The sequence below is a fragment of the Streptomyces sp. NPDC037273 genome (assembly GCF_055603625.1).
Genome location: NZ_JBVJVO010000016.1, coordinates 84,259 through 95,624 on the forward strand (window position 1 = coordinate 84,259; position 11,366 = coordinate 95,624).

Here is an 11,366-nt window from a genome sequence, read left to right on the forward strand (position 1 = left end):
TCCGGCCGTCACAGGGAGAACCCCACACCATGCCTCTCAACCGCAGAGAGTTCGCCAAGCAGTCCGCCGCCACCGGTGCGGGCCTCGCCCTCACCGGTGTCGTCGGGGCCCTCGCCACCGCGCCCGAGGCGCTCGCCTCCGACGAGCCGGAGACGTACGGGGCGGGCCACGAGCACGGCCACCACCACGGCCGCACGCTCGGGTACGGGCCGCTGGAGGCCGACCCGGACGGGATACTCGCGCTGCCCGCCGGATTCTCGTACCGCGTCATCACGCACAGCGGCGTGACGCGCCTGGAGAGCGGCGAGTTCACGCCGTCCAACCACGACGGCACGGCCGCCTTCGCGGGCCCGCGCGGCACCACGTACCTCGTCAACAACCACGAGCTGAAGGGCCCCCGCGCCAAGTGGGCCCACCCGGTGCCGCTCACCGAGGGCCTCGTCTACGACCCGGCCGCGGCCGGCGGCTGCACGGTCGTCGAGGTGCACCGCGACGGCACCGTCGCCGAGTGGGTCGGCATCGCCGGCACCTCCACCAACTGCGCCGGCGGCCGCACCGCCTGGGGCACCTGGCTGACCGGCGAGGAGAACTCCGACCGCGCCGGCGTGAACGGCATGACGAAGGACCACGGCTACATCTTCGAGGTCGACCCGCGCGACCGCCGCGCCAACCTCGACCCGAAGCCGGTCAAGGCCTTCGGCCGCTACGACCACGAGGCCGTCGTCGTCGACCCCAAGCGCGGTCACGCCTACCTCACCGAGGACGCCTCCAACCCCAACGGGCTGCTCTTCCGCTGGACGCCGCCGGCGGGCTTCGAGCACGGCCGCGGGAAGCTCCGTACCCTCGCCGACGACGCCGGTGTGCTCCAGGCCTTCAAGTGCACCGACTCCACGGGCCGGTTCGTCGACGACCTCTCGCGCGCCACCCGGATCGGCACCGTCTACGGCGTCGACTGGGTCGACGTCCCCGACCGCGACGGCCGCACCACCGCCGTCCGCAAGCAGTTCGCCGACGGCCAGGTCACCCGCGCCCGCAAGCTGGAGGGCATGTGGTGGGCCGACGGCGGCACCTACGTCGTCTCCTCCTACGCGCGCGCGGAGAGCCCCGGCGCCGCGCACGACGGCCAGGTCTGGTTCTACGACCCCAAGCGCCGCACCCTCACCCTCAAGGTGCTGCTCGGCGTGAACCCGGCGCCCGCCGAGGACGGTGCCTACGACGGCCCCGACAACATCACCGTCTCGCCCTACGGCGGGCTCGTCATCGCCGAGGACGGCGAGGGGGTCCAGCACCTCTTCGGCGCCACCGACTCCGGCCGCACGTACGCGATCGCCCGGAACGACCTCAACGACAGCGAGTTCACCGGCGTGACCTTCTCGCCCGACGGCGACACCCTGTTCGCCAACATCCAGGACCCGGGCATCATGGTGGCCATCACCGGCCCGTGGCGCCGCCAGCCGCGCGGCTAGGTCCCGACGCACGGCCCTCTCCCGGTCGGGGGGGCCGAAACTGATCCCTGTTCACCCCCATGGGCTGACATCTAACATGTCAGCCCATGGACGCACTGCGGCCCGTGGGCCGGACCCTGCTGCGTGACCGGGCGTACGAGGCACTGCGCGAGGCCATCGTGCGCGGCGACCTCGCGCCCGGCGCCCCGCTGAAGGACGCCGATCTCGCCGAACGGCTCGGGCTCTCGCGCGCACCCGTGCGCGAGGCCCTGGCCCGGCTCGGCGACGAGGGACTCGTCGAGTCCAAGCCCCAGAGCTACACCCGGGTCACCCGGCCGGTCAGCCGGGTCGTCCGCGACGCCGCCTCGGTGGTGCGCGTGATGCACGAACTCGCCGCCCGCACCGGCGTACCCCTCCTCGGCCCCGAGGGCATCCGGGCCATGCGCGAGGCCAACGAGCGCTTCGCCGCCGCCGTCCGCGCCTCCGACGTCGAGGCCGCCCTGAGCGCCGACGACGAACTGCACGAGGTCCTCGTGGTCGCCAGCGGCAACCACGCCGCCGCCGCCACGATCGCGCGCTACACCCCGCTCATCCGCCGTGTCGAACGGCGGCTCTTCGGCGACTCCGGAAGTTGCGGCTCGGCCGAACTGCACGCCCGGCTCATCGACGCCTGCGCGGCGGGGGACGCCGAGGAGGCGGTCCGCGTCACCACCGAGATCTGGGCGGCGCTCGAACAGCTCGCGGACGACGCCATCGAGGTCGCCGAGGTCACCGGCATCCCGGCCCCCGCGGAACGCACCCCCTGAACAGCCCCAGTCGTCCCAGCAGCCGCCACTCACCGGGAGCCGCCTTGCCGATCACCGACTTCGAACGCTACCCGCTCCTCTTCGGGCCTTCGCCGGTCCATCCGCTGGAGCGGCTCACGCATCATCTGGGCGGGGCCACGCTGTGGGCCAAGCGCGAGGACTGCAACTCGGGTGTGGCGTACGGCGGGAACAAGACCCGCAAGCTGGAGTACCTGGTCGCGGACGCCCTCGCGCAGGGCTGCGACACCCTCGTGTCCATCGGCGGCGTGCAGTCCAACCACACCCGGCAGGTCGCCGCCGTCGCCGCGCGGGCGGGACTGAAGTGCGTCCTGGTCCAGGAGAGCTGGGTCGACTGGCCCGACCCGGTCTACGACAAGGTCGGCAACATCCTGATCAGCCGGCTCGCGGGCGCCGACGTGCGCCTGGTGAAGGCCGGCTTCGGCATCGGCTTCAAGGAGAGCTGGGAGCAGGCGCTGCGGGAGGTCGAGGAGGGCGGCGGGAAGCCGTACGCGATCCCGGCCGGCGCCTCCGACCACCGGCTCGGCGGGCTCGGCTTCGCGAACTGGGCCTACGAGGTGGCCGAACAGGAGCGGGAGCTCGGCGTCTTCTTCGACACGGTCGTCGTCTGCTCGGTGACCGGCTCCACCCAGGCCGGCATGGTCGCGGGCTTCGCCGCGCTCGCCGAGGAGGGCGGCCCGGCCCGCCGGATCATCGGCGTCGACGCCTCGGCGAAGCCCGGCCCGACGCACGAGCAGATCACCCGGATCGCCCGGAACACGGCCGCCCTCATCGGCGTCGAGCGCGAGGTGACGGCGGCCGACGTGGAGCTGGACGAGCGCTACCACGGCGGGGTGTACGGCGTCCCGGACGAGGCCACCCTCGACGCGATGCGGCTCGCCGCCCGCACCGAGGGCATGGTCACGGACCCCGTCTACGAGGGGAAGTCGATGGCGGGCATGGTCGACCTGGTGGACCGGGGGGAGATCGGCCGGGACTCGACCGTGCTCTACGCCCACCTCGGCGGCCAGCCCGCCCTCAACGCCTACAGCGCCCTGTTCTAGCGGCGCCGCGGCCGGCCGCTCAGAGTGACTGGGCGGCCGGCTTCACCATGCCCCGGACGGTCCGGGACTTCACGAACTCGCCCATCGCGGTCATCTCCCACTCGCCGGAGAACTGCTTGATGAGCTTGGCCATCATGACGCCGGTCTGCGGCTCGGCGGTGGTGAGGTCGAAGCGGACCAGCTCCTCGCCGGTCGCGGCGTCGATGAGCCGGCAGTAGGCCTTGGCGACCTCGGTGAACTTCTGGCCGGAGAAGGAGTTGACCGTGAAGACCAGGCCGGTGGCGTCGGCCGGAAGGCGGCCGAGGTCGACGACGATCACCTCGTCGTCGCCCGCGCCCTCGCCCGTGAGGTTGTCGCCGGAGTGCTTGATCGAGCCGTTCAGGATGGACAGCTTGCCGAAGTAGCAGCTGTCCAGGTGGTTGCGCTGCGGGCCGTACGCGATGACGGAGGCGTCCAGGTCGATGTCCTTGCCGCGGTAGGCGGGCTCCCAGCCGAGGCCCATCTTGACCTGGGAGAGCAGCGGGCGGCCGCCCTTGACCAGGGACACCGTCTGGTTCTTCTGGAGGCTGACCCGGCCCTTGTCGAGGTTGATCTTGCCGGTGGAGACGGGGGCGGCGGGCGCGGCGGCCGGGGGAGCGGGCGGCGCCGGCGGGGCGGCGATCCGCGGGTCCACTGGGGCGGCGGGCGGCGCGGGCGGGACCGGCGGGGCGACGGCGGCGGGGGCGGCGGGGGCGGCGGCCGGCTCCTCGTCCACCGAGACGCCGAAGTCGGTCGCGATGCCGGCCAGGCCGTTCGCGTACCCCTGGCCCACCGCGCGGGCCTTCCAGGCGCCGTTGCGCAGATAGATCTCGACGACCACCAGGGCCGTCTCGGTGGCCAGGCTCGGGGGCGTGAAGGTGGCGAGGACGGTGCCGTCGTCCGCGTTGCGCAGGGTGGCCGTGGGCTCGATGCCCTGGAAGGTCTGGCCGGCGGCGTCGGGGCTCGCCGTGACGACGATCCGCTCGACGCCGGCCGGGACGGCGCCGGTGTCCACCAGGATGGCGTCGGGGGCGGTCCCGCCGCCGGAGCGGTAGGAGACGCCGGGCCCGGTGGGCTGGTTGTAGAAGATGAAGTCGTCGTCCGAGCGCACCTTGCCGTTGGCGCCGAGCAGCAGGCCCGAGACGTCGAGCCGCACCGGGGCGGCGACGTCCACCGCCACGCGCGCGGCGGTGAGAGGGATGTTCGAGCCGGGGGTCATAGCGGTCATGCCAGGGCTAACGATCCGGGTCCCTTTGCCGTTCCCTTACCCGCGCCCGGTTCGGCCACCCTGGTTACCGGCGGCCCTGGTTACGGGGGTGGTTCCTGGCCTGCCGCTCGTTCCCGAAGCGGTACGAGCCCGTCCACCGGGCCATGACCAGCTGGGCGTCGCCCGACTCCACCTCCGCGAGGAACTTCTCGGCGCGCCCGCCGCGCAGCACGCCGGCGGCGCGCCCCTGGTGGGTGAGGACGACCGAGCCGTCCGCGCGCTGTTCGTAGCTGAATCCATGGGGTCGTGGCATGCCGGGCATCCTGCCGTTCCCGGTCAGATCCGTCATATGAATATTCTTTCGGTCCATGGGTGCAGTGGGGACCGCGGACGCCGCGGGGTCGATGGGCGGGCGTTCGTTCCGGACGGAGGACGTGGACGAGGCGCGGTTGGAGCTCGACACGCGCTACTACGCGAACCGGATGGACGTCCTGGCGGGGGAGCGGCGGCCCTTCGCGGCCCGCTTCGACACCGTGACGCTGGGGCCGCTGGTCATCGGCGACCTGAGCTGCGGCGCCGACGTGCGGATGAGCTTCGGCGAGCTCGGCGCCTACCACCTGAACGCGCCGCTCAGCGGGACGATGGAGCTGCGCCAGGGCCACGGGCCCACGATCGTCGCCTCGCCGGCCGAGGCGCTGCTCCTCGACCCGTCCGGGGACACCTATCTGGACCGCTGGAGCGGGGACTGCCGCGCGCTGTCGGTGAAGGTGGGGGCGGCCGCGCTGCGCGAGCGCCTGGGCGAGCTCATCGGCCGGCCGCCGGGCGGCCCGCTCGCCTTCGCGCCCCACCTGGACATCACGAGCGGCCCCGGCCTCAGCTGGGTGCGCTTCGCCCGGCAGGTCGCCGCGGAGGCGCTCGCGGGCGAGGGCCTCGCCCGGCACGAACTGGTGGCGCGGCCCCTCCAGGAGGCCCTCCTGAACGGGCTGCTGCTCGCCGCCGACCACCCCTGGCGCGAGGCGCTCGCCCACCCGGCGGAGCCGCTCCGCCCGGCGCCGGTCAAGCGGGCGATGGACGCGGTGCGGGAGCGCCCCGAGTACCCCTTCACGACGACCGAGCTCGCGGCCCTCTCCCGGGTCAGCGTGCGGCGCCTCCAGGAGTCGTTCCGCGAGTACGTGGGGATGTCGCCGATGGCGTACGTCCGCGAGGTCCGGCTCGACCGGGTCCACGAGGAGCTCAGGGCGGCGGCTCCCGACGAGGTGAGCGTGAGCGAGGTGGCGTGGCGCTGGGGCTTCGCGCACCAGGGCCGGTTCGCGGCCCGCTACCGGGAGAGGTTCGGCGAATCGCCGTCCCGGACGCTCCGCGAGGGCCGCTGACGCACCGGGGGCGCGCGGTGCGGGGCGGGGCGAGGGGCCGACGGGCGCGCTGTGTGCCCCCTGCACGCCGGTTCGTGCTTCTGTGCGCCCATTCGTCGCGTATTCCGGACAGGGGTCGCGTTCCGCGGATCGCGATGATCTTCGTGCGGGCCTACGGTGGGCAGGTCCGGTCGCCAGCGCGCACCGAGACCCGGGCCCCGGCCGGCTCCCCCGTATCAGTCCGGCCGGGTCCTGCGTACCCCCGTCCCCCGCATGGCCGCCCCCCGCTCAGTGCGGCCAGCGGGGCGGGTCCACGCAGAAGTGGCCGCCCAGATAGAGGTCGTCGGCGCTGCCTTCCGGCGGGTATCCCTTCTCGGCGACGAGCTTCTCCGCGTACGGCTCCGAGTCGTCCCGCGGCTCGTAGCCGAGCGCCCGGGCGCTGCCGAGGTCCCAGCACGCGCGCGTGTTGGCCGAGGAGCCGTACACGACGGTGTGGGCCACGTCGGGGGCGGTGAGCGCGGCGTGCAGGAGGCGGGCGCAGTCGGCGGGGCTGAGCCACATCGAGAGCATCCGCACGGACGTGGGCTCGGGGAAGCAGGAGCCGATGCGGACGGAGACGGTCTCGATGCCGTGCAGGTCCCAGTAGAGCTGCGCCAGGTCCTCGCCGAAGCACTTGGAGAGGCCGTAGAAGGTGTCGGGGCGGTGCGGGGTGTCGACCGGGATCAGGGGGTCGCCCGCACGCGGGCGCGGGGTGAAGCCGACGGCGTGGTTGCTGGAGGCGAACACCACGCGCCGGACGCCCTCTTCGCGGGCGGTCTCGTAGAGGTGGTGGGTGCCGGCGATGTTGGCGGCCATGATCTTCTCGAAGTCGGCCTCCAGGGAGATGCCCGCCAGGTGCACGATCGCGTCGACGCCCCGCACCGCCTCGCGCAGCGCCGCGCGGTCCGCGAGGTCGGCGACGACCGCGTCCGGCTCGCCGGGCACGGGGACGGCGTCCAGGAGGCGGAGCGCGTAGCCGTACGGGGGCAGCAGCTCCCGCATCAGCGTGCCGACGCCTCCGGCGGCGCCGGTGAGCAGGACGGTGCGGGGTGCGGGCATGGGGCGGGTCTCCTCCGTCGGGTGCCATGCGGCTGGTCAAGCGTCGTTCACAACCATGGACACGCTAGGGAGCGGTCCGACGGAGCGTCAAGGGTCGGTCATCCCGGCGCACTTCGCCTTGACCCTTGTTCGGGGCTGATCTAGCGTGCCTGACGGCATCGTTCAAGCATATGGATGACAGTCATGACTGTGCACAGCATCTGTGTGCGGCATCTGTGTACGACGGACTTCCCTGGGAGCGCCCGTGACCACTGCCCCGCTCGCCGGCCGGCTCGACGGCCTGCTCTTCTTCCCCGTCACCGCCTTCGCGCCGGACGGCTCCGTCGACCTCGACGCCTTCCGGGCCCACGTCCGCGCCGGAGTCGACGCGGGCGCCGCCGCCGTGTTCGCCTGCTGCGGCACCGGCGAGTTCCACGCCCTCGGCCCCGAGGAGTACCGCGACTGCGTCGCCGCCGCCGTCGAGGAGGCCGCGGGCCGCGTCCCGGTCGTCGCCGGCACCGGCTACGGCACCGCGCTCGCCGTCGCGTTCGCCCGCCTCGCCGAGGAGGCGGGCGCGGACGGGCTCCTCGCCATGCCCCCGTACCTCGTCGTCGCCGACCAGGCCGGACTGCTCCGCCACTACACCGAACTCGCCGCCGCCACCTCGCTCGACGTCATCGTCTACCAGCGCGACAACGCGATCCTCACCCCCGAGACCGCCGTCGCCCTCGCCCGCACCGACGGCGTCATCGGCCTCAAGGACGGCCACGGCGACCTCGGCCTCATGCAGCGGATCGTCAGCGCCGTCCGCGCCGAAGGCCTCGACCTGCTGTACTTCAACGGCCTGCCGACCGCCGAACTCACCGGCGCCGCCTACCGGGCCATCGGCGTCACCCTCTACTCCTCCGCCGTCTTCTGCTTCGCCCCCGACCTCGCCCTCGCCTTCCACCGCGCCCTCGCCGCCGGCGACGACGCCACCGTCGACCTGCTCGTCGACGGCTTCTTCCGGCCGCTCGTCGAACTCCGCGACCAGGGACGGGGATACGCCGTCTCCCTCGTCAAGGCGGCGGTACGGGCCGGAGGCCTGGACGTCGGCGAGGTACGGCCGCCGCTCAGCGAGCCCACCCCCGCCCACCTGCGCGAACTCGCCGCCCTCGTCGAGCGCGGCCGGGCCCTCCTCAAGGAGGCCGGAGCATGAGGGCGGGAGCCTTCCTCTACCCGTGGGACGTCGACGGAGACCCCGCCGCGCCCGCGCTGCTCGCCGGACTCGGCATCGCCCAGGTCACCCTGGCCGCCGCCTACCACTCCACCCGGGCCCTGAGTCCCCGCCACCCGGCCCACCGGATCGTCACCGCCGACCACGCCGCCGTGCTCTACCCGCCGGACCCGGACCGCTGGGCGGGCCGCGCCCTCCGCCCGTACCCGGCGGGGGAGTGGGCACCCGGCGACGCGTACGGGCGGGCCGCCGAAGCCCTCGCGGACACCGGCCTCGACGTGCACAGCTGGGTCGTCCTCGCGCACAACTCCCGGCTCGGCGCCGAACACCCCGAGACCTCCGTCGTCAACGCCTACGGCGACCGCTACCCCTGGGCCCCCTGCGTCGCCCGCCCCGACGTCCGAGAGCTCCTCGTCGACCTCGCCGCCGAGGCCGCCGTACGCCCCGGCGCCGCCGGCACCGAACTGGAATCCTGCGGCTGGTACGGCCTCGCCCACCTGCACGCCCACGACAAGACCGGCGGGATCGCCCTGGAGGAGCGCGAGCGGTACCTGATGTCGCTCTGCTTCTGCCCCGCCTGCCGGCAGGGGTACGGAGACGGGGGCGCCGACCCCGACGAACTGGCCGCCGCCGTGCGCGCCGCCCTGGAACCCGTGTGGGCCGGCAAGGGACCCGCGGGCGGCCTCGGCGCCCTGGAGGCCCCCGCCCTCGCCTGGCGCGCCGGGACCGCCCGCGGCTTCCAGGAGGCCGCCGTGGCCGCCGTACGGGCCGCCGCCCCGCCCGGCTTCCGCGTCCTGCTGCACGCCGACCCCGACCCGTACCGCTGCGGCGCCGACGCCGGCACCGACCCGGCGCACATCCTGGGCCTCGCGGACGGGGTCGTCGCCCGCCCCCCGAAGCTCGCCGCCTTCGCCGCCCACGCCCGCCCGGATTCCGTCCTCGCCGCCAACCTCTCCGTCGTCACCGGCATGGGCGGCGCCCCGGAGCGGCTGGCCGGGCTCGGCGCGCGGGCCCGCGCCGAGGGCGCCACCGAACTGCGGCTCTACCACGCGGGACTGGCCTCCGACGAGGACCTGGACGCGGTCCGCAGGGCACTGGGGGAGCTGTGAGGGGCACCCCCTAGGAGGCGTCCTCCTCCGGGGGTTCGGGGAGGAGGCGCCGGGCCGCGGCGCGGGTGTCGGCGACGTGGGCGCGGGCCAGGGCCTCGGCGCGGTCCTCGTCGCGGTCGCGGACGGCCGCGTAGAGCCGCTCGTGGGCGCCGCACATCGGCTCGCCGTCGGACTGCGCGGAGGTGAGCCGGAAGAGGCGGCGCAGCCGGGAGTCGAGCGGGGCCATCAGGTCCACCAGGAGGGGGTTGCCGGAGAGTTCGACGATCCGCCGGTGGAAGTCGGCGTTGAGGGAGACCGCCTCGCGCAGCCGCCCCGCCTCGGACGCCCTCCTCGCGCGGGCGAGCAGCCCTTCCAGGTCGTCGAGCTGAGCGGCGGTGGCGTGCCGGGCGGCGAGGCGGGCGGCCAGGCCCTCCAGGTTCTCCCGCACGTCGAAGAGGTACGCGGCGTCACGCGGGCCGAAGTCCGTCACCACCGCGCCCCGGCGCGGCCGCACCGAGAGGAAGCCCTCCGATTCGAGCCGCTGCATCGCCTCGCGCACCGGCACCCGCGAGACCCGGAGCTCGTCGGCGATCTCCCGCTCCACGAGCCGCGTGCCCGCCGGGTACTCCGCCTCGACGATCCGCTCGCGCAGCTCCACGTACACGCGCTCGCGCAGGGACGGGCGGCCGTCCTCACCGGCGGGGCGGGGGGTGGTCATGGGGAGGGCTCCAGGAGGGCGTGGGGGGCGGTGGACGTCCGATCCTCGCAGACCGGCCGGCGCCCCCTGTCGTGCCGTCACACCAGGCGGCCGTCCCTGGCCACCACCCGGCCCGCGCGGACCACGAGGTCGCGCCGGGGCAGGTCCACCACGGTCTGCGGCAGGCACTCGCCGTCCACGAGCATGAAGTCGGCCGGGGAGCCCGGCGCGAGGTCCGCCTTCGGGAGGCCGAGGAGTTCCGCGCCGCCGTCGGCGGCCAGCCGGAAGCAGGCCTCGATCTCCTCGTCGAGCCGCACGTCGAGCGCCCAGGCGGCGAGCCAGGCGCGGTGCAGCATGTCCGCGTTCCCGAACGGGCTCCAGCTGTCCCGCACCCCGTCCGAGCCGAGACCGACCCGCACCCCGCGCTCGGCGAGCCGCCGGAACGGCAGGATCGTCGTCACCGAGAGCGCCACCGTCGTCAGCGAGACCCCGGCGTCCGCGAGCAGGTCCGCCGTCTCGTCCAGCTCGCGCCCGGACAGCTGCGCCACCGCGAAGGCGTGCGCCACGCTCACCCGGCCCTGGAGACCGAGGGCGCGGGTGCGGGCCGCGATGTCGCGCAGCGGGGCCAGGCCCTGCTCGCCCCGGTCGTGGAGGTGGATGTCGAGCCCGAGCCCGTGCTTCTCGGCGAGGCCGAAGACCGTGCCCAGCTGGTCGCCGTCGTGGTCGCCCTCGGCGTCGAAACCGGCCGGGTCGATCCCGCCGATGTGCGTGACGAGACCGCTCGCGGCCGCTTCGGCGAGGAGCTCGGCCACTCCCGGCGTCCGCACCACCCCGTGCTGCGGGAAGGCCACCAGCTCCACGTCCACCACCCCGGCGAGCTTCGCCGCGGCCTCGGCGACGCCCTCGATCCCCGCGAGCCCGAACGCCGGAGCCACGTCCGCGTGGGCGCGCATCGCCCGCGTGCCCCGCGCCGCCGCGTGGGACATCAGGCGCAGCGCCCGCTCGCCCACCGGGGTCGGCAGCGCGCGGGCCAGTTCCACGTCCCCCTCGACGTACTCGGCGATGCCCCGGGCGGGCCGCCGGCTGTGCCACGGCTCGCCCCAGGACGTCTTGTCGGGGTGGATGTGCGCGTCGACCAGCGTCGGCAGCGCCAGCCGCCCGCCCCCGTCCACGCGCTCGACCCGCGCGTCCGCCGGGACCTCCGCCACGAGGACCCCGTCCACCGCGAACAGGTCGCGCGCCGGGCCGCCGAAGGGGCGTACGTCGTGGAACAGGGTCGCGGTGCGGGGCTGCGGCGTGGTCACGGGGGCTCCTTGGGGTGGCGGGGCGAGGGCGAAGGGGCGAAGGGGCGAAGGGGCGAAGGGGCGAAGGGGCGAAGGGGCGAAGGGGCGAAGGGGCG

11 protein-coding genes are annotated in these 11,366 nt (G+C 74.6%); 6 read left to right on the plus strand and 5 right to left on the minus strand.

The genetic code is table 11. The features are described 5' to 3' along the window. Window positions 1-29: 29 nt before the first annotated feature. The 3 genes from ACZ7G1_RS32100 to ACZ7G1_RS32110 all read left to right on the plus strand — a co-directional run bounded on the left by ACZ7G1_RS32100 (window position 30) and on the right by ACZ7G1_RS32110 (window position 3,312). Window positions 30-1,466 carry an alkaline phosphatase PhoX gene (locus tag ACZ7G1_RS32100; protein ID WP_470878331.1) on the plus strand — a complete coding sequence of 479 codons (1,437 nt, stop codon included), beginning with the start codon at window positions 30-32 and terminating at the stop codon, window positions 1,464-1,466. An 86-nt stretch (window positions 1,467-1,552) separates the two neighbouring features. Further along, on the plus strand, window positions 1,553-2,251 hold the full coding sequence (locus tag ACZ7G1_RS32105) for a GntR family transcriptional regulator (RefSeq protein ID WP_470878329.1): 699 nt from the start codon (window positions 1,553-1,555) through the stop codon (window positions 2,249-2,251). A gap of 44 nt (window positions 2,252-2,295) precedes the next feature. Beyond that, window positions 2,296-3,312, plus strand: a complete 1,017-nt coding sequence (locus tag ACZ7G1_RS32110; RefSeq protein WP_470878327.1) for a 1-aminocyclopropane-1-carboxylate deaminase — start codon at window positions 2,296-2,298, stop codon at window positions 3,310-3,312. 19 nt (window positions 3,313-3,331) lie between these two features. Here the strand turns inward: ACZ7G1_RS32110 and ACZ7G1_RS32115 are convergent, their stop codons facing one another. Continuing rightward, entirely contained in the window at window positions 3,332-4,558 is a 1,227-nt protein-coding gene (locus tag ACZ7G1_RS32115) for a TerD family protein (RefSeq protein ID WP_470878325.1), read from the minus strand. A gap of 64 nt (window positions 4,559-4,622) precedes the next feature. Further along, window positions 4,623-4,850 (minus strand): hypothetical protein, encoded by a 228-nt coding sequence (locus tag ACZ7G1_RS32120; RefSeq protein ID WP_470878323.1) that lies wholly within the window; start codon window positions 4,848-4,850, stop codon window positions 4,623-4,625. A gap of 55 nt (window positions 4,851-4,905) precedes the next feature. On the opposite strand from ACZ7G1_RS32120, the gene ACZ7G1_RS32125 reads away from it, so the two are divergent. Further along, window positions 4,906-5,910, plus strand: a complete 1,005-nt coding sequence (locus ACZ7G1_RS32125) for an AraC family transcriptional regulator (protein WP_470878322.1) — start codon at window positions 4,906-4,908, stop codon at window positions 5,908-5,910. Between the two features lie 267 nt (window positions 5,911-6,177). Here the strand turns inward: ACZ7G1_RS32125 and ACZ7G1_RS32130 are convergent, their stop codons facing one another. Continuing rightward, window positions 6,178-6,987: an NAD-dependent epimerase/dehydratase family protein gene (locus tag ACZ7G1_RS32130; RefSeq protein ID WP_470878320.1), complete on the minus strand. Its 810-nt coding sequence runs from the start codon at window positions 6,985-6,987 to the stop codon at window positions 6,178-6,180. A gap of 244 nt (window positions 6,988-7,231) precedes the next feature. Here ACZ7G1_RS32130 and ACZ7G1_RS32135 point away from each other — a divergent pair, with 244 nt between their 5' ends. Together ACZ7G1_RS32135 and ACZ7G1_RS32140 are read left to right on the plus strand one after the other, a co-directional pair. Then, on the plus strand, window positions 7,232-8,164 hold the full coding sequence (locus ACZ7G1_RS32135; RefSeq protein WP_470878318.1) for a 5-dehydro-4-deoxyglucarate dehydratase: 933 nt from the start codon (window positions 7,232-7,234) through the stop codon (window positions 8,162-8,164). After that, entirely contained in the window at window positions 8,161-9,291 is a 1,131-nt protein-coding gene (locus ACZ7G1_RS32140) for a hypothetical protein (RefSeq protein ID WP_470878316.1), read from the plus strand. The genes ACZ7G1_RS32135 and ACZ7G1_RS32140 overlap by 4 nt, the downstream gene beginning before the upstream one ends. Window positions 9,292-9,301: 10 nt before the next feature. Here the strand turns inward: ACZ7G1_RS32140 and ACZ7G1_RS32145 are convergent, their stop codons facing one another. Then, window positions 9,302-9,988, minus strand: coding sequence for a GntR family transcriptional regulator (locus tag ACZ7G1_RS32145; protein WP_470878314.1), 687 nt, complete (start codon window positions 9,986-9,988; stop codon window positions 9,302-9,304). Window positions 9,989-10,065: 77 nt separating this feature from the next. After that, window positions 10,066-11,271 (minus strand): amidohydrolase, encoded by a 1,206-nt coding sequence (locus tag ACZ7G1_RS32150; protein ID WP_470878313.1) that lies wholly within the window; start codon window positions 11,269-11,271, stop codon window positions 10,066-10,068. Between the last annotated feature and the right edge of the window lie 95 nt (window positions 11,272-11,366).